Below are 23910 nucleotides of genomic sequence, written 5' to 3'. Positions count from 1 at the left end.
ACGCTACCCGCGCCCTCCTCAGCGCCTGACGGTCCCGGACTTGCTGGCCAGGGTCGCCGTCGGGTTCGTGGCGCGCACCTGGAGCGACACCCGCTTGCCGTCGAGCAGCTTCCTGGTCTTCGTGCTCACCGGCACCGAGACCCACGTCGGCGCGCTGCCGAGCGCGACGGTGCGGCTGGCGACCAGCGTGCCGCGCACGACCCGCACCGCGACCGTGCCGGCGCGGTTGAGGTCGACCTTGACCAGCGCGGCCTTGGAGCCGCTGCGCTTGGCCCTGGACCACACGGCTGCCTTCAGCGGCGGGGTCGCCGCGGTCGTGAAGGTGGCCGTGGCCGGGGTCGTGCCGGAGCCGTTGGCGTTCTTCGCCACGACCTCGGCGGTGTAGCTCGTCCTCTCCGTCAGGCCGGTGAGGGAGAGCTCGGTGCGGGCGGTCTCGAGGGTCCGTCCGGCGACGGTCACGACGTAGCCCGTGACGGCCGAGCCACCGTTGCTCTGCGGCGCTGTCCAGCGCAGGGTGGCGGTCTCGGATCCGACGCTGCTCGCGCCGAGCGGACCCGTCGAGCCCGGCACGGTGGAGGGGACGACCGGCGCGGTCGGGCTCGAGGCCGCACCCTCCGGCAGGAGCGAGGAGACGGTGAAGGTGTAGGGCGTGCCGTTGTCGAGGCCGCGCACGGTGCAGCTGGTCGACGCCGTCGAGCAGGTCGCACCGCCCGGCGTCGCGGTGACGGCGTACATCAACGGGGTCGGGCCCGCGGCCGGGGCGGTCCAGCTGACCGTGGCGCTCTGGTCGCCGTGCGTGGCCGAGGGCGCGGTGGGCGCACCGGCCGGCTGGAGGATCGTGCCGGCCGGGGCCACCGAGCCCGGGAGGCTGTCGTCGACGGCGTTGCGGGCGACCACCACGACACGGGTGAGCTGCACCGTCAGCTGCGGGACGACGTACTCGAGCGCGTCGGGACCGAGCACGACGTCGTCGCCGATCTGTCCGTCGGCGCCGAAGAGCCGCACGACGTACGCCGTGATCGGGGTGCCGCCGGTCTCGGCGGGCGCGAGCCACGAGACCACCTGCTGGCCGGCCTCCTGCAGCGACACCGCACGCGGCGCCGACGGCGAGGTGAAGCGGTCGATGGTGGTCCCCACGCTGGCGGAGGACAGCGGGATGCTGCCGAGGAGGGTCCTCAGCGTCGTCACGGCCGTGACGTCGTAGGCGCCGTCGGGGATCTTCTCGCTGAGGCCCGCCGGGAAGCGCACGTCGTCGAACGCCTCCGTCGGCCGGTCGGCGTCGAAGGTCAGCGGGGCGACGAGGGCGCCGATCGAGGTACGGCGGTCCTGCAGTCGCCAGGTGCGACCCTCGGAGTCCTCGAAGACGTACTCGGTGCTGCTGCCGAGGAGGTGGAGCACCGTGGTGACGGCCGTCGACAGGGTGACGTCGTCGTCGGAGCTGGAGACGTCGAGCACCGAGCGGTCGGCGGCGGACGCCGACGTCGGGACGAGCGAGACGGTGGCGGCCACGACGGCGGCGGCCAACGGGCCGCCGACGAGGCGGCGCGTGCGGGTGGTGGTGACGGTGGCAGACATGGGTTCCCTCCCCCTGAGACTTCGACGACCGTAAGAAGCGTGTTCGCACCATTTGGCACGTTTAGCAGCATTAGTCCAAACCGGTATAGGACGGTTTCGCCGGTTTCGTGCCTCTTGTTACGAAGCGCTTGACGCGCGCCCGTCGACGTGCCCGACGCCTGCGATGCTGGCGTCCGTGACCCCACCGGCCGGCCCCCCGCCCCGACGCACCGTGGTCGGGGCGGTCGTCGTCGCCGACCACGGCGACGGCCTCCGCGTGCTGGCGGCCCGACGGACCACGCCACCGCAGGCCCGGTGGGAGTTCCCCGGCGGCAAGGTCGAGGCGGGCGAGACGTGGGGCGAGGCGCTGGTGCGCGAGGTCGCCGAGGAGCTGGGGTGCACCGTGCGAGCGGTCCGCGAGCTGACCGACGCCGGCCGGCCCTGGCCGATCTCCGACGCCCTCGAGCTGCGGCTCCTCGTCGCGACGCTCGACGCCGGCGCCCCGCGCGCGGGCGACAGCCACGACGAGCTGCGGTGGCTCGCGGTCGACGAGCTCGGCGACGTCGACTGGCTGCCGTCCGACCGCCGGGCGCTGGGGGTGGTGCGCTCGGCGCTCGCGGAGGGGTACGCACTGCTACGTTCGTCCGATCCGTGGCAGGCCCCCGGGGCTGACCACGGGCGTCCCGACGCGAGGAGACCACCGGCGTGACCGAGCCCCGCCCCGTCGACCCCTTCCTGCTGCAGCAGCTGGGCGCCGAGACCGAGGCCCGTGCCGCCGGTGCGGTCGCACCCGTCCCCGACTCCCCCGGCGCGCCCGAGGCACTGCTGCGCGAGGTGGCGCAGGCCGTCGGGGCGTTGACCGACGCGCTCGTGACCACCTCGCACGACCTCGCCACCCACCCCGAGGCGGCTTTCGAGGAGCACCGCTCGGCCGACGCGCTCGCCCGCCTCGTCGAGGGCCACGGCATCGCCGTCACCCGCGCGGCGTACGGCGTCGCGACCGCGCTCGAGGCGGTGGTCGGGGATCCCGACGGCCCGACCGTCGCCGTGCTGTCGGAGTACGACGCCCTCCCCGGCCTGGGCCACGCCTGCGGCCACAACGTCATCGCCACCGCCGGTGTCGGCGCGTTCCTCGCCCTCGCCGCGCTCGGCGACCGGCTGCCCGGCCGCGTGGTGTGGCTCGGCACGCCGGCCGAGGAGGGCGGGGGCGGCAAGGAGCTGATGGCCCGCGAGGGCGCCTTCGACGGCGTCGACGCGGCGGCGATGGTGCACCCCTTCGGCTACGACGTCGCGGCGCCGGTCTTCCTCGGCCGCCGTCAGCTGCGGGCGACCTTCCACGGCACCGCCTCGCACGCCTCGGCGCAGCCCTTCATGGGTCGCAACGCCCTCGACGCAGTGCACCTGACCTACACCGGCGTCGCGCTGCACCGCCAGCAGATGCCGCCCACCGACCGGGTGCACGGGGTGGTCACCGACGGCGGCGAGCGGCCCAACGTCATCCCCGAGCGCGCCGAGGTGCTGTTCTACCTGCGCAGCGAGTACCCGGAGACCCTCGGCATCCTGTCCGACCGCGTCGCCGACATCGTTCACGGCGCGGCGCTGATGACGGGCTGCGGCGTCGAGCTGACCTGGGACGAGGCCCCCGCCTACCTGCCGATCCGCACCAACGCGCCGCTGGCCGCCGCCTGGTCGCGCCGCTACGCCGAGCGCGGCCACCCGGTGCTGCCGCCGGGGGTGCTGCCGAGCCTGTTCGCCGGGTCGACCGACTTCGGCAACGTCTCGTTCCGGGTGCCCGGCGTGCACGCGATGGTCAAGGTGAGCGAGGGGGACGTGTCGCTGCACACCCACGAGTTCGCGCAGGCCGCGGTGAGCCCGACGGCCGACCGCGTCGTCGCCGACGCGGCGTACGCGCTCGCCGGGGTGGCGCTCGACTACCTGCACGACGACGCGTTCCGGACCGCCGTGCGCGACGACTTCGAGGCGGCCGGGGGTGCCGTCGACGTGCCGACCTACTTCGACCGCACCTGACCCAGCACCCTCCCGGGAGGACCCATGGCTGCAGCGACGACGACCCGCACCGACCGGATGCTCGCCGGCATCGAGCGGCTCGGCAACAAGCTGCCCGACCCGTTCTTGCTGTTCCTCGGGCTGTTCCTCCTCGTCGGGGTGCTCTCGACGGTGCTGCAGCTCACCGGCACGACGGTCACCGTGCCCGGCAGCGACGAGACCACCGCGGTGCGCGGCCTGTTCACCGGCGAGGGACTGAGCTGGCTGACGGTCAACCTCGGCGCCAACTTCATCGGGTTCCCCCCGCTGCTGACGGTGGTGACGATCCTGCTCGCCGTCAGCGTCGCCGAGCGCACCGGCCTGCTCGCCGCCACCATCCGCATCACCCTCGGTTCGGCGCCGCGCTGGCTGCTGCCGTACGCCGTGGGACTGGTGGGCGTGACCGCCTCGGTGATGTCGGACGCGGCGTTCATCGTGGTCCCCCCGCTGGCGGCGATGGTCTTCAAGGCGGCGGGCCGCCACCCGGTCGCCGGTCTCGTCGGGGGCTTCGCCGCCGCCGGCGCCGGCTACTCGACGTCCCCCGTCGTCACCAGCCTCGACGCCCTCTTCGCGGGCATCACGACCGCCGTGACCGCCGGCCTGCCCGAGTCGGTGGCCGGCGCGGCCGTGACCCCGGTGTCGAACTTCTACTTCAACCTGGTGTCGTCGTTCGTGCTCGCCGGCGTGGCCGGCCTCATCATCGACCGGGTCGTCGAGCCGCGGCTGGTGCGCGAGCAGGTGCCGACCGAGATGACCGAGGCCGACGACGAGCCCTCGCCGACGCAGCACGACGACGAGGAGGTCGCCTCCGCGCTGCGCACCCACTCGACCGACCTCGCCCCGGAGCTCACCGCGGCCGAGCGGCGCGGCGTACGTCTCGCCGGGGTCGTCTTCCTCGTGCTCTCCGTCGTCATCGTCGCGGCCGTCCTCCCCGGCGGATCGCCGTGGCGCAACGACGACGGTGCCTTCCTGCCCGAGTCGCCACTGCTCGACTCGACGGTGTTCATCGTCTTCGTGCTCTTCCTCGGCCCCGCGCTGGTCTACGGCTTCGTCAGCGGCTCGCTCAAGAGCGCCGCCGACGTGCCCGCCGTGATGGGCCGCGGCATCAAGGACATGTCGCCGTTCATCGTGCTGGCCTTCATGCTGGGCCAGTTCATCGCGCTCTTCACCTGGTCCAACCTCGGCTCGGTGCTGGCCGTCAACGGCGCCGAGGGCCTGGAGGCGATCGGCCTGACCGGCTTCGCCGCGATCATCGGCTTCATCCTGCTGTGCTCGCTGCTCAACCTCTTCATCGTCAGCGGCTCCTCGATGTGGACCCTCGTCGGCGCCGTCTTCGTGCCGCTCTTCGCGCTGCTCGGCTTCGAGCCGGGCTTCGTGCAGGCCGCCTTCCGCGTCGGCGACTCCGCCACCCAGGTCATCACCCCGATGAACCCCTACATCTGGATCTTCCTGGTGCTGCTGAAGCGCTACGAGCCCGAGGCCGGCCTCGGCACCGTCATCGCCCGGATGCTCCCCTTCGTCATCCCGTTCTGGGTCTCGTGGGTGATCGTGCTCGCCGTCTTCTACTACACCGGCACCGACGTCGGCCCGGGCGTGGGCGTGCGGCAGTGAGAAGGGGCCATGGGTGACCGGCTGACGTACGACGACGTCGGCGCGACCCGCCCCGATCTCGCTGACTGGCCCGCTACCCCACCAACGTACCGCCGGCTCGAGGACACCTGGCGGATCGGCCACGGCGCCGACTCCTTCGAGCGCGCCGGCGACGCCGTGCTCGCCTGGGCCGTCAAGACCCGCAGCGGCTTCGACGTGCTGCCGCCGGGCCCGGCTCGCGCCGGCTGCGACGTGCTGCTGGTCGCTCGACTCGGCCCGGTCTCGGTGCGCGAACCCGCGCGGGTGGTGGCGGTGCACGTCGCGACCGACCGCCGTGGGTTCGCCTACGGCACCCGACCGGGCCACCCGGTCAGCGGCGAGGAAGCCTTCGTGGTCCACCGCGACGCCGCCGACCAGGTGTGGCTGACCGTCCGCTCGCTCACCCGACCCGGTCGGGCGGTCTGGCGAGCGGCCTTCCCGGGGCTGGTCCTGGCCCAGCGGGCCTACCGCCGTCGCTACGCCCGCGCCCTCGTCGACTGATGCCCGGGCGCTGAGCGGTCGTCACGGGCGCGCTGGAACCTCGCCGTCGCGCGACAGCGTCGGCACGTCGGCGGTCACGGTGTCGGGGTAGATCAGTCCCGAGCCGGTGTTGAGCACGACCACCCGCTCGGCACCGCCGATCCAGCCGCTCTCGCGCAGCTCTCGCGCCGCGGCGAGGCAGGCTGCACCCTCGGGGCAGATCCAGCTGCCCTCGGCCTCCGCGAACGCCTTGACCTCGGCCAGGATGGTGTCGTCGTCGATCGCGACCGCGGTGCCGCCGCTCTCGCGCACCGCCCGCAGCACCAGGAAGTCGCCGAGCGCCTTCGGCACGTTGATGCCGAACGCCAGCGTGTGGGTGCCGTCGACGAGCGTGCTGTCCTCCAGGCCGGCACGGAACGCCTCGACGATCGGCGGGCAGCCCGTCGACTGCACCGCCACCAGGCGCGGCAGGTCTCCCGCGAGCCAGCCGAGCTCGCGCATCTCCTGCATCGCCTTGTGGATACCGATCAGCCCGACGCCGCCGCCGGCCGGGTAGAGGATGACGTCGGGCGTGCGCCAGCCGAGCTGCTCGGCGATCTCGTAGCCCATCGTCTTCTTGCCCTCGATGCGGTAGGGCTCCTTCAGCGTCGAGACCTCCTGGTAGCCCTCGCGCCGCGCCACGGCGTCCTTCACCAGTGCGCCGGCGTGGTTGATCAGGCCGTCGACGAGGTAGAGCTCGGCCCCCGCGGCGACGCACTCGCGCCGGGTGATCCGCGGGGCGTCCTCCGGCATCACCACGAGGCTGCGCAGGCCGGCGCGAGCGGCGTACGACGACCACGCGGCGCCGGCGTTGCCGTTGGTCGGCATCGCGACGGCCCGCACGCCGAGCTCGCGGGCCCGGCTCACCCCGACGGCGGCGCCGCGGGCCTTGAAGCTGCCGGTCGGGAGCGCGCCCTCGTCCTTGACGAGCAGTCCGGGCACGCCGATCGCCGCGCCGTACGTCGGCATCGCCAGCAGCGGCGTCATGCCCTCCCCCAGCGTCGTGACGTGCGCGGGGTCGCGCACGGGCAGCACCTCGTGGTAGCGCCACAAGTCGGGCGGCCGCGCCGCGACCTCCTCGCGGGTGACCGTCACCGAGCCGAGGTCGTATCGCGCCAGCAGCGGCGCCCCGACCTCGCTCAGCCCCTGCACCACGCCGGCGTCGTACGTCGCCCCGGTGCGGGAGCACTCGAGGTGGGACAGCGCGGAGAAGGCGGGGTCGGAGGCTATGCCCCCACCCTGCCGGTCAGTCGGTGGGTGCGGGCGGCGGGGTGGCCGACAGGTCGGCCATGGCGTCGAGGACGGCCTTGACGCGTGGCACCTCGTGGGTGCGGTGGATGCCGGTCTGGCCGAGGGAGGCCAGGACGGCGAAGAAGCCCTCGCCGCTGCGGACCTCCTCGCCGAAGATGTCCATCGCGCTCGGCAGGGCGTGGCACACGGGGACGCCCAGCGAGCGCAGCCGGAAGGTCTGCAGCAGCGCGACGGCCTGGTAGCGCGCGCGCTCTCGCGCGGACGGCAGCCACGAGAAGCCGAAGCCGATGCCCGGGTCGACCGCGACGCTGCGCACGCCGAGGCTGCGGGCGTGCTGGAGGCGCCGCTCGAACTGCTCGAGCATCTCGGGGAACGGGTCCGCCGCCACCCGGGCCTGCGTCGCGTCGGTCAGGTCCCGGGCGTGGTTGCCGACGATGTGGCACAGCACGAGCGAGGCGCCGTGCTCGGCCGCCAGCCCGAACATCTCCTCGTCGTCGGCCGAGCCCGTCAGGTTGAGCACCTGGGCCCCGGCCGCCAGGCAGGCCTTGACGGTGGTCGGCTGGTAGCTCTCGACGGAGACCCCGACGCCGGCGGCGGTGAGCTCCTCGATGACCGGCACCAGCACGCGGCTCTGCTCGTCGGCACCGACGCGCTCGGCGGTGTCGACGACCGACTCGGCGCCGATGTCGACGATGTCGGCGCCCTGGGCCGCGAGCACGAGCCCGCGCCGCACGGCGGCCCCGTGGGAGGCGGCCACGCTCTCCCGGTACCAGGAGTCCTGCGACATGTTGACGATGCCCATGAGGGCCGGACGGGCGTCGGTGTCGAGCTCGCGCTGGCCGACCCGGAAGGGCTCCACCGTGTGGTCGAGGTGCTCGCCGTGCTCGGCCACGAGGTCGGCGAGGGCGCGCAGGGTGATCACGACGCCTGCTCCCTGACGTAACGCGACATCAGGAAGCCGTCGGCCGTGAGCACGTGCGCCAGCTCGTAGGCGCGGGCCTCGCCCAGCATGTCGGTCGGCGGCGTCTTCTCGGTGCCGACGAACATCGGCGAGAACGTCAGGTCGGCCTCGTCGACGAGCCCGGCCGCCGCCGCGTCACGCAGCAGTGACGGGCCGCCCTCGCACACGATGCGCCACAGCCCGCGTGCCACGAGCTGCTCGACGACCCACTCGACGGTGACCTCGTCACCATCGGCCTGCACCACCTCGCACCGCTCGCGCACCCGCGCCAGCTTGTCGGGGTCGGCGCTCGCGGGTGTGAACACGATCGGCCGCACCGCGGACGCGGTGAAGCCGTCGTCGCCGAGCGGCAGGTCGAGCGAGCCCGACACCGCGACGATGACCGGCGCCTCGGCCTGCCCGGCCGCTCGGCGCGTGTCGGCGTCCTCCGGGGTGGAGCGCAGCGGGCCGTACTCCTCCGCCTTGAGGGTGCCCCCGCCCACCAGCACCGCGTCGGCGAAGCGGCGTACGGCGGTGAAGACCTCGCCGTCGGCGTCGCCGGACACCGACCCGCTGAGCCCGTCGGCACCGGCCGCGGCCCCGTCGAGGGTGCAGACCATCATCGCCCGCACGTACGCCGCTCCGCCCCGCTCGGGCCAGGGGTAGTGCTCGGGCAGGTCCTCGGCTCGGACCGGGCCTCGCTTCGACCCGTAGATCATCTCCACGGGCTGGAAGGTACCCAGGCACCCCTGACCCTCCCGGGTCGTCACGGTCACGTCGGTCGCGATTGCCCTGTGGAGAACCCCGGAGCCGCCCCCGATCCGTCGCAGGCTGCTCGTCATGGACGACATCAAGGACCGGCTCGACGCCCTCCGACTCGACACCCAGGCCGACGTGCAGACGATGTGGGAGCTGCTCATGCGCCCCCTCGGCTTCGCGTCGCACAGCATCTGGATCTGCCTGGTCGACGACCGCGGCGCTCCCCTGCCCCAGCTCACCCAGGTGGGCGACGGCGACGGGCGGCTGCCGAGGCCCAAGGAGGTGGCCGCCCTCTGCGACATGGTCGGCGGCCTGGCCTCCCACCTCGACGGCGTCGACGGCGTTGCCTTCCTCATCTCGCGTCCCGGGGCGTCGGGCCTGACCGACGCCGACCGCCGGATCGCAGCCCAGCTGTACTCCGGCGCGCGGGCGGCGGGACTGCGCTGCGAGCCGGTGCACGTGGCCGACGACCGCGAGGTCGTGGCCGTCGCACCGGACGACCTCGCCGCCGCCTGAGGCACCATGGGCCCTGTGACCGCGCTGCCTCGCAGCAGACCGCTGACCCGTGCCCTGGTCGTGACGCCTGCGCCCGGTGAGCGTCACCAGACGGTGGTCGGCGAGCTGTACCTGCGGCTGCGAGCGGCCTGTCTCGATGACCTCGAGGTGCTGCTCGCGCCCTTCGACGTCGCGCTGGCCGACGACACCGTGATGCAGCCCGACCTGGTCGTGTGTCGACGCCGCGACCTGACGCTGAAGGAGTCCCGCTTCGAGGCGGCGGGCTGCGCGTTGTTGGGTGGTCGACCCGGCCACGCCGAGCGTGACGGTGTGGGGAGCTGCGCGACGAGGCGTACGTCGAGCGGGCCGCGGTGAGCGGCGACGAGGCGTTCGTGGCGACCGTGCCGTTCGACGTCACCATCGTGCCGAGCGCCCTGCTCGACCACTGACCCTCCCGGCGCTCGACCCCGGACAGCACGATGCCCCCGCCCGGAGGGACGGGGGCATCGTCGCGTCGATCAGCTGCAGCCGCTGGTGGAGCCGCAACCCTCGCAGACGTAGCAGGACCCGGCGGGACGCATCTTGGTGCCGCAGGTCATGCACAGCGGGGAGTCGACGGCGGTGCCGGTGATCTTCTCCAGCAGCTCGGCCGAGGTGTGGGCGTCGCCCGGGGCGGGCTTGGCCTTCTGCTCGGCGATCGCCTCGACCTGCGCGGTCGTGGCGGTCTCGGCGGCGGGCGCCTTCGCGGGCAGCTCGGCGATCGTGAGCTCGCTGGCCGACCCGGTCTCCTCGATGGGCTCGTAGGAACCGGTCTCGAGGTGGCGCTGGCGCTCCTCGGCGGAGTAGATGCCGAGCATCGAGCGCTCGTCGAACGGCAGGTAGTCGAGCGCCAGGCGGCGGAAGATGTAGTCCATGATCGACTGGCTCATCCGCACGTCGGGGTCGTCGGTCATGCCGGCCGGCTCGAAGCGCAGGTTGGTGAACTTCGAGACGTAGGTCTCGAGCGGCACGCCGTACTGCAGGCCGATGCTGACCGCGATCGAGAACGCGTCCATCACGCCGGCCAGGGTCGAGCCCTGCTTGCCGAGCTTGAGGAAGATCTCGCCCAGCTCGCCGTCGGGGTGGGCACCGGAGGTCATGTAGCCCTCGGCGCCACCGACGGTGAACGACGTGGTCTTGGCGACGCGGCTCTTGGGCAGCCGCTTGCGCAGCGGCTTGTGCACCTCGACGACCTTGGCCTCGGGCTCGGCGACCGTCTGGCCCTGGTCCTTCTTGGCCTGGTCGGACTTGCCGTCGGACAGGGGCTGGCCGACCTTGCAGTTGTCGCGGTAGATCGCGGTCGCCTTGAGGCCGAGCTTCCAGCTCTGCAGGTAGACGTCCTCGATCTCCTCGACCGTGGCCGTCTCGGGCAGGTTGACGGTCTTGGAGATCGCACCCGACAGGAACGGCTGGCAGGCCGCCATCATGCGGACGTGGCCCATCGGCTTGAGGGCGCGGGCCCCCATCGCGGTGTCGAAGATCTCGTAGTGCTCGGTCCTGAGGCCGGGGGCGTCGACGACGTGGCCGTTCTCGGCGATGAACTCGACGATCGCCTCGATGGTCTCCTCGGCGTAGCCGAGCTTCTTCAGCGCCCGCGGGATCGTCTGGTTGACGATCTGCATGGAGCCGCCACCGACGAGCTTCTTGAACTTGACCAGCGAGAAGTCGGGCTCGATGCCGGTCGTGTCGCAGTCCATCATGAAGCCGATGGTGCCGGTGGGTGCGAGCACCGAGGCCTGGGCGTTGCGGAAGCCGTGCTTCTCGCCCAGCTTCTGCACGTCGTCCCACGCCTTGGTGGCGATCTTGTGCACGGCCGCGTCGGCGACGTGGAGCGTGCGCACGGTGTCGTTGGCCGCCTGATGCTTGCGCATGACGCGCTTGTGGGCGTCGGCGTTGCGGGCGTAGCCGGCGTACGGGCCGACGACGCCGGCGAGCTCGGCCGAGCGCTTGTAGGAGGTGCCGGTCATCAACGAGGTGATGGTCGCGGCCATCGCCCGACCACCGTCGGAGTCGTAGCCCAGGCCCATGGCCATGAGCAGCGCGCCGAGGTTGGCGTAGCCGATGCCCAGCTGGCGGTAGTTGCGGGTGGTCTCGCCGATCGGCTCGGTCGGGAAGTCGGCGAAGCAGATCGAGATGTCCATCGCGGTGATGATCAGCTCGACGGCCTGCGCGAACCGGACGGCGTCGAAGGTGTCGTCGTCCTTGAGGAATTTCATCAGGTTGAGCGAGGCCAGGTTGCACGAGGAGTTGTCGAGCGACATGTACTCCGAGCACGGGTTGGACGCGGTGATGCGGCCGGTCTCGGGGTTGGTGTGCCAGTCGTTGATCGTGTCGTCGTACTGCAGGCCCGGGTCGGCGCACTCCCAGGCGGCCTGGCTGATCTTCGTGAACAGGTCGCGGGCGTCGACGGTCTCGATCACCTCACCGGTGGAGCGCGAGCGCAGGCCGAAGTCGGTGCCGTCCTCGACGGCGCGCATGAACTCGTCGCTGACGCGGACCGAGTTGTTGGCGTTCTGGTACTGCACCGAGGTGATGTCGTCGCCGCCGAGGTCCATGTCGAAGCCGGCGTCGCGCAGCGCGCGGATCTTGTCCTCCTCGCGCGCCTTGGTCGTCACGAACTCCTCGATGTCGGGGTGGTCGACGTCGAGCACGACCATCTTGGCCGCGCGACGCGTCGCGCCGCCCGACTTGATGGTGCCGGCGGAGGCGTCGGCGCCGCGCATGAAGGAGACGGGGCCCGAGGCGGTGCCGCCGGAGGAGAGCAGCTCCTTGGAGGAGCGGATGCGGGAGAGGTTGAGGCCGGCGCCGGAGCCGCCCTTGAAGATGAACCCCTCCTCCTTGTACCAGTTGAGGATCGAGTCCATCGAGTCGTCGACGGAGAGGATGAAGCACGCGCTGACCTGCTGCGGGCTCTGCGTGCCGACGTTGAACCAGACCGGGGAGTTGAACGAGAAGTACTGGTGGACCAGCAGCCAGGTGAGCTCGTGCTCGAAGACCTCGGCGTCGGCCTCGGTGGCGAAGTAGCCGTTGTCGCGGCCGCCCTTGACGTACTGCCCGACGACGCGGTCGATGAGCTGCTTGAGGCTCCACTCGCGGGCGTCGGTGCCGACGGCGCCGCGGAAGTACTTCGTCGTGACGATGGTGGAGGCGTTGACGCTCCAGGTGTCGGGGTACTCGACGCCGCGCTGCTCGAAGACCGTCGCGCCGGTCTTCCAGTTGGTCTGGACGACGTCGCGACGCTCCCAGGTCAGCTCGTCGTAGGGGTGCACGCCGGGGGTCGAGAAGATCTGCTCGATCTTCATCCCGGTGGACTTGCGGCGGCCACGTGCGCTGCCGGTGCTCACGGTCTCGGTCATGTCTTTCCCCTGCTCCCTGTTGGTGTCTCGACCCGCTGTGCTGCTGGTGGTGCTGTCGTGCTGGTCGCCGGAACCGTCCGGCGGCGTTGGTGGCCCCGCGCGCTGCTTCCCCACAACGCACGGGGCTGATCGTGGTCAGCCCGTGGGCTGAGGTCGTGGCTGACGGGGCCCGTCGCCAGTCAAGCCGCGAGCACCGACAAGGTCGGGCTCCCGTTCGGCCGTCTCCCGCTGCCGGTGCTCCTCGCGCAGGGCGACGATCTCGGCCTCGAAGTCGTCGGCGCTCGTGAAGGCCTTGTAGACGCTCGCGAACCGCAGGTAGGCGACGGCGTCGAGCTCGCGCAGCGGACCGAGGATCGCCAGACCCACCTCGTGGGCCGGCACCTCCGCCCAGCCGGCCTGTCGCAGCGCCTCCTCCACCTTCTGCCCCAGACGGGCGAGGTCGTCCTCGCCCACCGGACGGCCCTTGCACGCCTTGCGCACGCCGGCCACGGCCTTCTCGCGCGTGAACGGCTCGGTCGCGCCGCTGCGCTTGACCACCGTCAGCTGCATCTGCTCGACGGTGGTGAACCGCTTCTCGCACGACGAGCACGCGCGACGCCGACGGATGGAGCAGCCGTCCTCCGCGACCCGCGAGTCCAGGACCCGCGTGTCCTTGTCCCGACAGAACGGACAGTGCACGCGACTCGCTCCTCTCGTGGGTAGAACATGGGGGTCGGGCTGTGGATTCCGTGTGGACGACGAGCTCGTGTCTGTGGGGAAACCCCCGCTGCCTGTGACCCAAGATGTGGATAACCACAGCGGTGTAAGTACTAGATGTTGTGAACCGTAGACCGCGGTCCCCCGACGGCGCAACCGTGGCGCGCCCACGATCCGACGCGGCCCGTTCGCGGACCACCGCCGAGCGTCACGGCCGTCGCCATCGCCCCAGGTCAGCGGCTCGTACCGATCCGAAACGGTGGGCCGCCCACCTTGGTCGACGAGCTCGATGAGCTCCGGGCGCAGGGCGTGCGCGGCCCGTCGCGACCCCGCAGCACGTCCTCCCGAGCCGGCCTGTGGACCGCGACGGGCGTGCCGGCGGTCCGGTGGCGCACAATCAGGTCCCGTGAGCCCCCGCGTACGCCGTGCCGCCCGCGTCGCGCTCCCGCTCCTGGTGTGGGTCGGCCTCGTCGCCGCCGCCGTCACGCAGGGCCGCGCGCTGCGCGACGCCGAGCCGGCCACGGGCTCCTGGCTGCTGCTCGTCGCCAGCTCGCTCGGCGCGGTGGCCGCGCTGTACGCCGCCCTCGTCGGACTGCTGCGCAACCGGGTCGCGGCCGACCGTGACGCCGCCGGCCCTCCGGGGCGGAGCGCCCCACGGCACCGCGCCTGATCACATCCGCACCACCCGCCCCACCCCGCTGACCTGCGGCGACACCAGTTGTCCACAGGTCGGCACGGGGGGTGTAGCGCGAGCACGGCTCGGGTAGTTACCGTCCCGTCGACCTCTCCAGACTCGGGACGGTGAACGATGCGACGACCGCGCCAGACCCTGGCCGCCGCGCTGCTCCTGCCACTCCTCGCCGCCTGCGGCGGCGCCCCTCAAGCCAGCGACCCTCCGCCGACTGCGCCGTCCGAGACGACCGCGTCCGAGCCGCCACCACGCGCACCATCGCGCCCAGCGGCCGTGCGTGAGCGGACAGAGGCTGGCGCCACAGCCGCTGTGAAGTGGTTCCTCGAATCAATGAGCTACGCCGGTTCAACCGGAGACACCACGGGGTTCCGAAACACCTTCGCGAGTAGTTGTACTCGCTGCTTGAGCATTGCCGACGGGATCGACAAGACCTACGCCGACGGTGGCCGAATCGACGGGGGCGGCTGGACACCCTTCAGATTTCGGTACTACGGAACGAGAGCTGGAATCGCTTTCGTTGATGCATCGGTGAACTATCAGCCACAGATATTCGTAGAGAGCGAGGACGCTCAGCCGAAGCGTTTTCCTGGTCGAAAGAACGTCCTGAAAGCCTTTCAGCTCTCCTGGGAGGACGGCTGGGTTGTCGGCGCTCTGGACCCGGAGTCATGAGGGGCGAGTTCCTATTTACGGCCGTGCTACTAGCGGCTCTCGCAACTTCACCGGCTTTCGCCAATGACGGCACCGGTGTGAGAGGCGGGGGCGACCAGTACGACATTTGGAGCCAAACAACCACACAATCGAGCATCGCCCCACCACTTAGCCGTCCCGCCGCGACAGCCAGGGAAGACTCGAGGGATGTCCGCACGCAGACTCCGTCCATCCGCGTCGAGTATCGGACCGCATGTGACTCCGGCGCCTACAACGCTGTGACGGGCGCCCCGGTATGCCCAACCAGCACGTGCGAACCCGGATCGACTCAGTACCGCCAGTGGACCGTGACCCCGACCAGCGAGACGCCGGGCGGCTTCGTCTGCTCGGGCACGGGACCCCCCGCCGCGGCGGGCGCAGCACCGGCTCCCCCGCAGGTGACCGACGCGATGGTGCTAGAGGCTTTCCGAAGGATCCCGGTGCCGGAGCTGAGGTCGGTGACGCAGCCGGGAGACAAGACGCTGGTCAACTTCGACACGATCTTCTTCGCGGAGGCCGACGGGTTCTCGCGGACGGTGTCGATCCTGGGCCGGTCGGTGCGCCTCGACATCGCTCCGGAGTCGTTCCGGTGGGAGTTCGGCGATGGAACGGCTGCGACCACCGGCACGGCGGGGGCGCCGTACCCGAGCAAGGACGTGGTGCACCGCTACGCCGACGCCCGCGTCACCGTGCGGCACCGCGTGGTGGTCACCTGGGGTGCGACCTGGTCGCTCGACGGCGGCCCCTCCCGCCCCGTCGCAGGCACGGTGACGACCACCGGACCGACCACCGCGCTGCGCGTGGCCGAAGCGGTGCCGGCGCTGTCCGGCCGACGCTGAGCCCCTGGTGCCGCCAGACTGCGCGCATGGGCCACCCGCTCGCCGTGACGATGACCGACGCCTGGCTCGCCGGGCGACCGGAGCCGTGGGCGCGACGCGCGCGGCGAGTCACCAAGCCGACCCTCGTGCCCCTGGCTGCGCGACAGCTCGCTGCGCGACCTGACGGCCCGCTCATCCGCCACATGAGGGTCGCCCTCGTCGCCGGCTGGGCCGGCGACGTCGCCCTGCTCGGCGAGGGTCGACGGCCCTTCCTCCTCGGCCTCGGCTCCTTCGCCGCCGGCCACGCCGCGTGCCTCGCCGGGCTGCTGCGCCACCGCTCGCACCAGCCACCGGTGGGGCCGCTGCCCCTCGCCGTGCTCGCCGTGGGGACGTCGCTGGGTCCGCTGCTCGCGCACGCTGCGGCCCGCCGGGAGCCGGGACTGGGCGCGCCCGTCGCGGCGTACGCCGCCCTGCTCATCGCCGCCGCAGCCGCCGCCACGCACCTGGACGACGACCTGCCCAGTGGGGCTCGCTCACGGCTCGCGGCGGGCGGGGTGCTCTTCCTCATGAGCGACGGGGTGCTCGGCGCGCGCACCTTCGTCCTCGACGGTCCGGCCCCCTGGGCGGAACGCGCCGTGATGCTGACCTACGCCGCGGCCCAGTGGCTGCTCGCGGCGGGCGCGGCGCGCTGCTGAGGCGACCGACGGCCCCCGGACGTGCGAAGGGGGTGGGCTCCGTCCGGACGGAACCCACCCCACTTCTCCCCTGGCGCTGCCGGTCTGGGTCGAGGAGACCGTCTGCGCCGCAAGCGGCCCGTGGCGGACGGGCCGGGCTCAGCCGCGGGGAACGGCCAGGCGCTGACCTACGGAGATCTCGGCACCCGGGAGGGAGTTGAGCTCCTGGATCCGCAGCACCATCTCACGGACCTCGCCCGGCGCGGCGACCGAGGCCGCGATGTCGTACAGCGTGTCGCCCGTCTGCACCTCGACGACTCCCACCGGCTCGGTGGTGCCGCCCCCGTCGGTGAGCGTGGCCGTGGCCCAGGAGCCGCCGACCGTCAGCATCAGGGCCAGCAGCACGCCCAGGAAGGTCAGCGTCAGGACCGCGCGACCGCGGCGGGTCAGGCGGACCCGGACGGGCATCGTGCCGCGACCCATGGTGTGGGGGCTGATCGTCATCGTGCTCATCGCTCTACCTCGCTCGGGGAAAGTGCTCGGCCCTGGTGGCCGAGCGTGGAGGGCGACCCCTGCTGTCGTGACTGCTGTCTAGTCGCGACCACCGACAAGGTGGATCCGACCGGCAGCGGTTCGAACATGTGTACGAGCGTAGAACGTCTGTTCGAACGATGCAAGAGGTCGGACCCGCGTTGTGACGACCCGTTGCCAGCGAGCTGCTCGCACACGTGCGGCCGCGCCACGACGACACGCTTCGAACATGTGTTTGAAGTCGACCCGGTCGAGCACTAGCGTGCGGCGCATGTCACGGCAGAGCTCCCGACGCACGGGCGAGACCACCCCCACCGACCGCGGCTCGGTCTCCGAGCTGCCCGACTCCGCGCCCGACCTGACGGGGTTGACCCCTCGCCAGCAGCGGATCCTCAACGTGCTGCGCGAGTCGATCGAGAAGCGCGGCTACCCGCCGAGCATCCGCGAGATCGGCAACCTCGTCGGGCTCACGAGCTCCTCGAGCGTCGCCCACCAGCTGCGCGTCCTCGAGCAGAAGGGGTTCATCCGCCGCGACCCCAACCGCCCTCGTGCCCTCGAGGTGTTCATCCCCGAGCTGATGGCGGCCCGCCGCGCGATCGCCAGCGCCGACGAGGCGCCCTTCGACCCCACGGGGATCGGGGACGCGGCGCCCGAGGCGACCCAGGTCCCGCTGCTCGGCCGTATCGCGGCCGGCGTGCCGATCCTGGCCGAGGAGCAGGTCGAGGAGGTCATGCCGCTGCCCCGCTCGCTGGTCGGCGACGGCGAGCTCTTCCTGCTCGAGGTCAGCGGCGACTCCATGATCGACGCCGCGATCTGCCACGGCGACTACGTCGTGGTGCGCAAGGAGCAGACGGCCGAGAACGGCGACATCGTCGCCGCACTGCTCGACGGGGAGGCCACCGTCAAGACCCTGCAGCGCCGCGGCGGCACGCCGTGGCTGCTGCCGCACAACGACGCCTACGACCCGATCGACGGCACCCACGCCACGATCCTCGGCAAGGTCACCGCCGTGCTCCGTCGCGTCTGACCCCACGCGTCCCACCGGTCCGGCCGGCGCCCCGCACCGGGAGCGCCGGCCGGTCATCCGCCTCACCAATTTCCGACATTCCGGACGCAACTAGGTCCTTTCGGGTCATCATCTCGGGGTGATCCACCCCGTGCTGACCCGCGGAGCGGCCGTCCTCGCCGCTCTGGCCCTCGGACTCGCGTGCGTGCCCGAGCTGGCCGACGCCGGTTCGGCTGTCGCGCAGGCCGGCTCCGGTCCGACCACAACCACGACCACGACCACGACCGGCGAAGCGTCCGTCGAGCAGGCCGCAGCCGCTCCCGATCGCGCTGAGTACGACGAGATCCTGCCGCGGTCCCTGTCGGGCGAGCAGCTGCTCGCGCGGCGCGGCGACCTCGTGCCCGAGGTCGCCGAGCGCAACGCGATGTCGCCGGGCCGGCTCGCCCAGCTGCTGCGCGACGAGACCGTCCGGGTGTCGGTCGAGGGGCACGTCTACGTGGTGGAACCGGCGTTCGAGGCTCCGCAACGGGCCGCGGCGACCGTTCGCGGGTCCACGACCCAGCAGGCCGAGGCCGGCAGCACGCTGGGCAGCGTCCCCACGCCCGGGGTCGTCGACCCGACGCAGGACGCGCTCTCGCTGCAGAGCAGGCCGGGAGCCTCCCGCACGATCTTCCTCGACGTCGACGGGGCCGACGTGAGCGGCACGACGTGGAACACCGCGGTGCCCAACGGCAACCACCCGGGCTTCAACCAGTCCGGCAGCGACCCGGCCACCTTCGACGCGGCCGAGCTCGCCTTCGTCCGGCAGGTGTGGCGCCAGGTCGCCGAGACCTACGCGCCGTTCGACGTCAACGTCACCACCCGCGACCCCGGCAGGGACGCGTGGACGCGCACCGGCACCGCTGACACCACCTACGGCAGCCGGGTGGTGCTCACCAGCTCCACGGCGGCGCAGTCGGCGCTGTGCGGCGACTGCGCCGGCGTCGCGGGCCTGAACACCTTCGGCAAGGTCGACGCCAACGCCTACTACCAGCCGGCGTGGGTCTTCGTCACGGACTTCGCGCGCACCGCGCCGACCATCGTGGCTCAGACGGTGTCCCACGAGGTCGGCCACAACGTCGGTCTCGACCACGACGGCGGTCCCGACCAGAACGGGGTGGTCCAGGAGTACACCTTCGGCAGCAGGCGCTGGGGCCCGATCATGGGCGGCGGCACGCAGCGGGCCGTCAGCCACTGGAGCAGGGGCGAGTACGGCGGCGCGACAAACACCGAGGACGACCTCGCGATCATCACCCGGAACAACCTGCCCCTGGTCCAGGACGACCACGCCGACAGTCCCGGTTCCGCGACCGACCTCGGGGCCTCGACGTCGTACGACGTCGAGGGCGTCATCAGCACGCGCAACGACGTCGACGTCTTCCGGGTCGACGTGGCGTGCACGCTCTCGCTCGACGCCCGCGCCAACGGCATCGGTCCCCAGGGCACGCTCGACGTCCGGCTCGACCTGCTCTCGAGTGCCGGGACGCAGCTGGCGTCGAACGCGCCCACCACCACCCACTCCCAGACCTGGGACACCGCCACGGGGTCCTGGCGGACGATCGGCATGGACGCCGCGCTCACCACGTCGCTTCCCCCCGGCACCTACTTCCTGCGCGTCGACGGCTCGGGCTCGGGCAGCGCGACCAACCGGGACATGCTCGGCTGGAGCGACTACGGGAGCCTCGGGCGCTACCGCCTCACCGCCACCAGCTGCGACGCACCGGCCCTCCCGTCGCCGACGCCGACGGCAACGCCCAGCGACTCCCCATCGCCCGAGGACCCGAGCACGACACCTTCCTCCACCCCGTCCTCGACGCCATCCGCGACGCCCGCTACCGGCACTCCGTCCGCAGACGCCCCGGTGACCTCGTCCCCGTCGGCGCCGCCCACCAGCACGCCCACCAGCACGCCCGCCAGCGCGCCGGGCGCCCCCGTCATGGGAGCGGCCGGCTCCGGCCGACGGGGCGGCACGGTGTCGGTGACGCTGCGGTGGTCGCCCCCCACAGCACTGGGCGGCAGCCCCCTGACCGGCTACCGCATCACGGCCTCGCGGCTGGACTCGCGCAACCGGGTGGTGCGCCGCTACACGACCCCGCTGGTCTCCCCGAGCCGGACCGCGGTCGAGGTGCGGCTGCCCAAGGGGCGCTACCGCCTCGTGGTGCAGGCCGTGAACCCGGCCGGCACCTCCCCCGCCTCGGCACCGTCGAGGATCGTCACCGCCCGCTGACCCTCGCCGGTGCGGCGGAGCCGGCGAGGCGACGCAGCGCCTGCCGGACCACGGCGCCGTCGTGGGTCTGCCACATCGGCGGCAGGCTGGCCCTCAGGAAGCCGCCGTAGCGTGCGGTGACCAGCCGGGGGTCGAGGACCGCGACGACGCCGCGGTCGGACGTCGTGCGGATCAGCCGACCCGACCCCTGCGCCAGCAGCAGCGCCGCGTGGGTGGCGGCGACCTGCATGAACCCGTTGCCGCCCCGCTGGTCGACCGCCCGCTGACGGGCGGAGAGCAGCGGGTCGTCGGGCCGCGGGAACGGCACCCGGTCGACGATGACGAGCGAGCAGGTCTCCCCCGGGACGTCGAGGCCCTGCCACAGCCCCAGGGTGCCGAAGAGATTGGTGTGCGGGTCCTCCACGAACTGTCGCGTCAGCTCGGGCAGCTGCGCCTCCCCCTGCGCCAGGGTGGTCAGGTGCGGCAGCGCGTCGCGCACGTGCTCGGCCGCGGCCTGGGCCGCCCGACGGCTCGAGAACAGCCCGAGGGTGCGGCCGTCGGCGGCGTCGACCAGCTCGGTGATCTCGTCGAGCTGGGCGGGCCCGAGCCCGTCGCGCCCGGGGGGCGGGAGGTGCCGGGCGACGTAGAGGATGCCCTGGCGGGGGTAGTCGAAGGGCGACCCGACGTCGAGCGCGGCCCAGGGCTCCCCCTCGCGGTCCTCGTCGGTGACGGCCGGGCCGGCGGCGACGACCCGCTCCCGTGGCCACAGCCCGAGGGAGGCCGCCACGGCGTCGAAGTCGCCGCCGAGCTTGAGGGTCGCGGAGGTCATGACGACCGTCTTGTCGGCCAGCAGCCCGTCGCGCATCGGGCCGGCGACGTCGAGGGGCGCCACCTGCAGCACCTTGCCGCCACGCACCCGGGCGCGGTCGGCCGCCCAGAGCACGTCGCGCTCGGAGGCGGCCGCCATCCGGCCGGCGGTCTCGAACAGCTCCTGGGCCCAGCCGCGCACCTGGGCCACGGCCGGGTCGGGGCTGTCGCCGCTGTCCTTCGGCAGCGCCGAGACCACCGCCCGCGCGGAGTCACGAATCTGCTCGAGCGCCTCGGTCAGCTGCTCCGGCGGCGGGGCCAGCCGGCCCGCGGGCGCTGCCGCCAGCGCGTCGAGCAGCGCGTCTGCCGCGTCGCCGAGGGCGTCGGCCGACGACGACCCACCGTCGCGCTCCGCCACGTGACGGTCGGCCCGCGTGACGACGCGCTCGACGTCACCGACGGAGAGCTCGTCGGTGGCCGCCTGGGTCACGCGGGCCACCAGCTCGTGGGCCTCGTCGACCACCACGGCGTCGTACGCCGGCAGCATCGGGACGCCCTCGATGGCGTCGATCGCCAGCAGCGAGTGGTTCGTGACGACCAGCCGGGCCTGGTGGGCGCGCTCGCGCGCGAGCTCGGCGAAGCACTCCTGGCCGAACGGACACCGTGTGGCGCCCAGGCACTCTCGGTGGCCCACGCTGACCTGCCGCCACGCCCGCTCGCCGTGACGCGGCGCGTGGTCGCGCTCGCCCGTGCCCCCGTCGGAGGCCTCCTGCTCGACCCAGGACCGGAGCTCGAGCACCTCGGCGGCCAACGATCCTTCGGCGACCGCCTCGGCGTCGATCAGGGCTCCCTGGTCGTCGGGCACCCCGTCGCGCACGCGGTGCAGGCACGCGTAGTTGGACCGGCCTTTGAGCACCGCGGCGGCGTCGGCGCGCAGCCCCGCCGCCTCGCCCACGGCCCCGAGCAGTGCGGGCAGGTCGCGCTCGACGAGCTGGTGCTGGAGCGCCAGCGTCGCGGTCGCGACCACCACCCGCTGGTCGTGCAGCAGCGCCGGCACCAGGTAGGCCAGCGACTTGCCGGTGCCCGTGCCGGCCTGCACCAACAGGTGGGTGCCGTCGGCGAGCGCACCCGCCACGGCGTCGGCCATGGCCGTCTGACCAGAGCGTTCCTGGCCGCCGAGCGCCTCGACCGCAGCGGAGAGGACCTGGCGCACGGTCGGCTCTTTTTCCACCGGAGCACCTTATGCTGAGCGATCAGTCAGCCCCGCGGTCGAACCACAGGCCCGGGACGTGGCCGCTGTGACCGGTCGCACGAGCCGCTCACCCCGGCCGCGCCGACCCCGCAGGTCCCCTGGTAAAGAGGTTGCACATGGCTACCACCATCCACCCACGGAGCGAGCCCACACCCGATCCTGACGAGCACCGGCCCCCGTCCCACCGGGCCGACACCCAGCTCGAGGCGGAGCACCCGGCCCTCGAGCGTCGGGTGAAGGCAGCCAAGGCCACGGTGCGCGGCCTTGACAAGGTCGTCTTCGGCGTCACGGCCACCATCGCGGTCGCCTTCCTGATCTGGGGCTTCGTCGACACCGGGTCGCTCGGCGCGGCCTCCGACAAGGCCCTCGGCTGGTCGGTGACCAACCTCGGCTGGCTCTTCGTGCTCACCGCCAGCGCGTTCGTGGTGTTCGTGATCTACCTGGCGCTCGGCAAGTACGGCGACATCCCGCTCGGCAACGACGGCGAGAAGCCCGAGTTCCGCACCGTCAGCTGGATCGCGATGATGTTCAGCGCGGGCATGGGCATCGGCCTGATGTTCTTCGGCGTGGCCGAGCCGATCAGCCACTTCACCGCCCCGCCGCCCGGCACCGCCGGCGCCGGCACCGACGAGGCGCTGCAGACGGCGATGGCGACCACCCTGTTCCACTGGACGCTGCACCCCTGGGCGATCTACGCCGTGCTCGGCATCGCCATCGCCTACAGCGCGTTCCGCAAGGGCCGCCCGCAGCTCGTGAGCTCGGTCTTCGCGCCGCTGCTCGGCGAGCGGCGTACCCAGGGCGGGGCCGGGAAGGTCATCGACATCCTGGCCATCTTCGCCACGCTGTTCGGCTCCGCGGCCTCGCTCGGGCTCGGGGCCCTGCAGATCGGCTCTGGCCTGACTCTGGTCAGCGGCATCGGCCGCCTCGGCAACGGCGTGCTGGTCGGCATCATCACGGTGCTGACGATCTGCTTCATCCTCTCGGCCGTCTCCGGCATCGAGAAGGGCATCCAGTGGCTGCCGAACACCAACATGGTGCTCGCGCTCGTGCTGGCGGTCTTCGTCTTCGTGGTCGGGCCGACCGTCTTCATCCTCGACCTCGTGCCGACCGCGGTCGGCTCCTACTTCGGTGACCTGGCCCAGATGTCGGCACGAACCGACGCGGTCGGCGGCGATGCGATGGCCACGTGGCTCTCGGGCTGGACCGTCTTCTACTGGGCCTGGTGGCTCAGCTGGACGCCCTTCGTCGGCATGTTCATCGCCCGCATCTCGCGGGGGCGCACGATCCGGCAGTTCGTCACCGGCGTGCTGCTCGTGCCGAGCCTCGTCTCACTGGTGTGGTTCGCCGTCTTCGGCGGCGCGGCCATCCAGCAGCAGCAGGCCGCCGACCGGGCCGGGGAGGCCGGCATCGCCGGCGCCGGCAGCTCGGAGGGTCAGCTCTTCGAGATGCTCGGAAACCTCCCGCTGCCCACGCTCACCGCGGTGCTCGTCATGGTGCTCGTGGCGATCTTCTTCGTCTCCGGAGCCGACGCCGCGTCCATCGTCATGGGGACGCTGTCGGAGCACGGCACCATCGAGCCCTCGAGGTTCACGGTCATCTTCTGGGGCGTGGCGACCGGGGCCGTGGCAGCGATCATGCTGCTGCTCGGCGACCCCGAGAACCCCGGCGAGGCGCTCACGGGCCTGCAGAACCTCACCATCCTGGCGGCGGTGCCGTTCGTGCTGGTGATGATCGCGCTGTGCGTGGCCCTGATGAAGGACCTGCGCACCGACCCGCTCATCGTGCGTCGCAAGTACGGCACCGTGGCCGTCGAGCACGCGGTCGTCGACGGCGTCACCAAGCACGGTGACGACTTCTCGCTCGCGGTCGAGGAGAACCGCACCGCGGCGGAGCGCTACCCGCACGACTGAGGCGC

General features: G+C 72.4%; 21 protein-coding genes. 13 read left to right on the top strand and 8 right to left on the bottom strand.

Going from position 1 to position 23910, the window contains the following annotated elements:
• Window positions 1-18: 18 nt before the first annotated feature.
• Window positions 19-1575 (bottom strand): fibronectin type III domain-containing protein, encoded by a 1557-nt coding sequence (locus ACYU8I_RS07215; RefSeq protein ID WP_460838979.1) that lies wholly within the window; start codon window positions 1573-1575, stop codon window positions 19-21.
• Window positions 1576-1750: 175 nt separating this feature from the next.
• Here ACYU8I_RS07215 and ACYU8I_RS07210 point away from each other — a divergent pair, with 175 nt between their 5' ends.
• Genes ACYU8I_RS07210 through ACYU8I_RS07195 form a run of 4 tightly spaced genes read left to right on the top strand, consistent with a single transcriptional unit; the run spans window position 1751 to window position 5730 of the window.
• Window positions 1751-2263, top strand: a complete 513-nt coding sequence (locus tag ACYU8I_RS07210) for an NUDIX domain-containing protein (protein ID WP_460838977.1) — start codon at window positions 1751-1753, stop codon at window positions 2261-2263.
• Window positions 2260-3582 (top strand): M20 family metallopeptidase, encoded by a 1323-nt coding sequence (locus tag ACYU8I_RS07205; protein ID WP_460838976.1) that lies wholly within the window; start codon window positions 2260-2262, stop codon window positions 3580-3582. The genes ACYU8I_RS07210 and ACYU8I_RS07205 overlap by 4 nt, the downstream gene beginning before the upstream one ends.
• Window positions 3583-3606: 24 nt before the next feature.
• Complete coding sequence (locus ACYU8I_RS07200; protein WP_460838974.1) at window positions 3607-5211, top strand: AbgT family transporter; 1605 nt, start codon at window positions 3607-3609, stop codon at window positions 5209-5211.
• 9 nt (window positions 5212-5220) lie between these two features.
• The gene (locus ACYU8I_RS07195; protein WP_460838972.1) at window positions 5221-5730 is read left to right on the top strand and encodes a DUF1990 family protein; all 510 of its coding nucleotides are present in this window, start codon (window positions 5221-5223) and stop codon (window positions 5728-5730) included.
• 21 nt (window positions 5731-5751) lie between these two features.
• Here the strand turns inward: ACYU8I_RS07195 and ACYU8I_RS07190 are convergent, their stop codons facing one another.
• The 3 genes from ACYU8I_RS07190 to ACYU8I_RS07180 are packed head-to-tail and all read right to left on the bottom strand — an operon-like array spanning window position 5752 to window position 8658.
• Entirely contained in the window at window positions 5752-6951 is a 1200-nt protein-coding gene (locus ACYU8I_RS07190) for a threonine synthase (RefSeq protein ID WP_460839211.1), read from the bottom strand.
• Between the two features lie 43 nt (window positions 6952-6994).
• On the bottom strand, window positions 6995-7921 hold the full coding sequence (locus ACYU8I_RS07185; protein WP_460838971.1) for a dihydropteroate synthase: 927 nt from the start codon (window positions 7919-7921) through the stop codon (window positions 6995-6997).
• On the bottom strand, window positions 7918-8658 hold the full coding sequence (locus ACYU8I_RS07180; RefSeq protein ID WP_460839209.1) for a dihydrofolate reductase family protein: 741 nt from the start codon (window positions 8656-8658) through the stop codon (window positions 7918-7920). The genes ACYU8I_RS07185 and ACYU8I_RS07180 overlap by 4 nt, the downstream gene beginning before the upstream one ends.
• Before the next feature lie 121 nt (window positions 8659-8779).
• Here ACYU8I_RS07180 and ACYU8I_RS07175 point away from each other — a divergent pair, with 121 nt between their 5' ends.
• Both ACYU8I_RS07175 and ACYU8I_RS07170 read left to right on the top strand, forming a co-directional pair.
• Window positions 8780-9214, top strand: a complete 435-nt coding sequence (locus ACYU8I_RS07175) for a hypothetical protein (protein ID WP_460838969.1) — start codon at window positions 8780-8782, stop codon at window positions 9212-9214.
• A 15-nt stretch (window positions 9215-9229) separates the two neighbouring features.
• Window positions 9230-9568 (top strand): hypothetical protein, encoded by a 339-nt coding sequence (locus tag ACYU8I_RS07170; protein ID WP_460838967.1) that lies wholly within the window; start codon window positions 9230-9232, stop codon window positions 9566-9568.
• Between the two features lie 143 nt (window positions 9569-9711).
• Here the strand turns inward: ACYU8I_RS07170 and ACYU8I_RS07165 are convergent, their stop codons facing one another.
• Window positions 9712-12588 (bottom strand): vitamin B12-dependent ribonucleotide reductase, encoded by a 2877-nt coding sequence (locus ACYU8I_RS07165; protein ID WP_460838965.1) that lies wholly within the window; start codon window positions 12586-12588, stop codon window positions 9712-9714.
• Between the two features lie 135 nt (window positions 12589-12723).
• Window positions 12724-13266 carry a transcriptional regulator NrdR gene (gene nrdR / locus ACYU8I_RS07160; RefSeq protein WP_460838962.1) on the bottom strand — a complete coding sequence of 181 codons (543 nt, stop codon included), beginning with the start codon at window positions 13264-13266 and terminating at the stop codon, window positions 12724-12726.
• Window positions 13267-13690: 424 nt separating this feature from the next.
• Between nrdR and ACYU8I_RS07155 the strand changes: the two genes are divergently transcribed.
• From ACYU8I_RS07155 to ACYU8I_RS07140, 4 genes are all read left to right on the top strand, one after another.
• Window positions 13691-13954 (top strand): hypothetical protein, encoded by a 264-nt coding sequence (locus ACYU8I_RS07155; RefSeq protein WP_460838960.1) that lies wholly within the window; start codon window positions 13691-13693, stop codon window positions 13952-13954.
• A 138-nt stretch (window positions 13955-14092) separates the two neighbouring features.
• Entirely contained in the window at window positions 14093-14644 is a 552-nt protein-coding gene (locus ACYU8I_RS07150; RefSeq protein ID WP_460838958.1) for a DUF6318 family protein, read from the top strand.
• 458 nt (window positions 14645-15102) lie between these two features.
• On the top strand, window positions 15103-15501 hold the full coding sequence (locus ACYU8I_RS07145) for a hypothetical protein (protein ID WP_460838956.1): 399 nt from the start codon (window positions 15103-15105) through the stop codon (window positions 15499-15501).
• A 26-nt stretch (window positions 15502-15527) separates the two neighbouring features.
• Window positions 15528-16175, top strand: coding sequence for a lysoplasmalogenase family protein (locus ACYU8I_RS07140; protein WP_460838953.1), 648 nt, complete (start codon window positions 15528-15530; stop codon window positions 16173-16175).
• A 138-nt stretch (window positions 16176-16313) separates the two neighbouring features.
• Here ACYU8I_RS07140 and ACYU8I_RS07135 read toward each other — a convergent pair whose 3' ends face one another.
• On the bottom strand, window positions 16314-16667 hold the full coding sequence (locus ACYU8I_RS07135; RefSeq protein WP_460838951.1) for a LysM peptidoglycan-binding domain-containing protein: 354 nt from the start codon (window positions 16665-16667) through the stop codon (window positions 16314-16316).
• A gap of 289 nt (window positions 16668-16956) precedes the next feature.
• Here ACYU8I_RS07135 and lexA point away from each other — a divergent pair, with 289 nt between their 5' ends.
• Window positions 16957-17712, top strand: coding sequence for a transcriptional repressor LexA (lexA, locus tag ACYU8I_RS07130; RefSeq protein ID WP_460838948.1), 756 nt, complete (start codon window positions 16957-16959; stop codon window positions 17710-17712).
• 118 nt (window positions 17713-17830) lie between these two features.
• Window positions 17831-19957, top strand: a complete 2127-nt coding sequence (locus tag ACYU8I_RS07125) for a fibronectin type III domain-containing protein (protein WP_460838946.1) — start codon at window positions 17831-17833, stop codon at window positions 19955-19957.
• On the opposite strand, the gene ACYU8I_RS07120 is transcribed toward ACYU8I_RS07125, so the two are convergent.
• Window positions 19944-21974, bottom strand: coding sequence for an ATP-dependent DNA helicase (locus ACYU8I_RS07120; RefSeq protein ID WP_460838944.1), 2031 nt, complete (start codon window positions 21972-21974; stop codon window positions 19944-19946). The two genes, ACYU8I_RS07125 and ACYU8I_RS07120, sit on opposite strands and share 14 nt — an antisense overlap.
• Before the next feature lie 137 nt (window positions 21975-22111).
• On the opposite strand from ACYU8I_RS07120, the gene ACYU8I_RS07115 reads away from it, so the two are divergent.
• A complete protein-coding gene (locus tag ACYU8I_RS07115) occupies window positions 22112-23905 on the top strand; it encodes a BCCT family transporter (RefSeq protein ID WP_460838942.1) in 1794 nt (597 codons plus the stop codon).
• The last annotated feature ends 5 nt before the right edge of the window (window positions 23906-23910 follow it).

It is taken from the genome of Nocardioides marmoraquaticus (assembly GCF_054777915.1).
Note: the sequence above shows the minus strand (reverse complement) of the source record. Positions and strands in the feature narration are given on the sequence as shown.

Excerpts from the sequence above, each read along its gene's own strand:
- ACYU8I_RS07140 (WP_460838953.1), top strand. The coding sequence starts at position 15,528 with ATGGGCCACCCGCTCGCCGTGACGATGACCGACGCCTGGCTCGCCGGG.
- lexA (WP_460838948.1), top strand. The coding sequence starts at position 16,957 with ATGTCACGGCAGAGCTCCCGACGCACGGGCGAGACCACCCCCACCGAC.
- ACYU8I_RS07180 (WP_460839209.1), bottom strand. The coding sequence starts at position 8,658 with ATGATCTACGGGTCGAAGCGAGGCCCGGTCCGAGCCGAGGACCTGCCC.
- ACYU8I_RS07150 (WP_460838958.1), top strand. The coding sequence starts at position 14,093 with ATGCGACGACCGCGCCAGACCCTGGCCGCCGCGCTGCTCCTGCCACTC.
- ACYU8I_RS07175 (WP_460838969.1), top strand. The coding sequence starts at position 8,780 with ATGGACGACATCAAGGACCGGCTCGACGCCCTCCGACTCGACACCCAG.
- ACYU8I_RS07135 (WP_460838951.1), bottom strand. The coding sequence starts at position 16,667 with ATGAGCACGATGACGATCAGCCCCCACACCATGGGTCGCGGCACGATG.
- ACYU8I_RS07115 (WP_460838942.1), top strand. The coding sequence starts at position 22,112 with ATGGCTACCACCATCCACCCACGGAGCGAGCCCACACCCGATCCTGAC.
- ACYU8I_RS07165 (WP_460838965.1), bottom strand. The coding sequence starts at position 12,588 with ATGACCGAGACCGTGAGCACCGGCAGCGCACGTGGCCGCCGCAAGTCC.
- ACYU8I_RS07195 (WP_460838972.1), top strand. The coding sequence starts at position 5,221 with ATGGGTGACCGGCTGACGTACGACGACGTCGGCGCGACCCGCCCCGAT.
- ACYU8I_RS07215 (WP_460838979.1), bottom strand. The coding sequence starts at position 1,575 with ATGTCTGCCACCGTCACCACCACCCGCACGCGCCGCCTCGTCGGCGGC.
- ACYU8I_RS07200 (WP_460838974.1), top strand. The coding sequence starts at position 3,607 with ATGGCTGCAGCGACGACGACCCGCACCGACCGGATGCTCGCCGGCATC.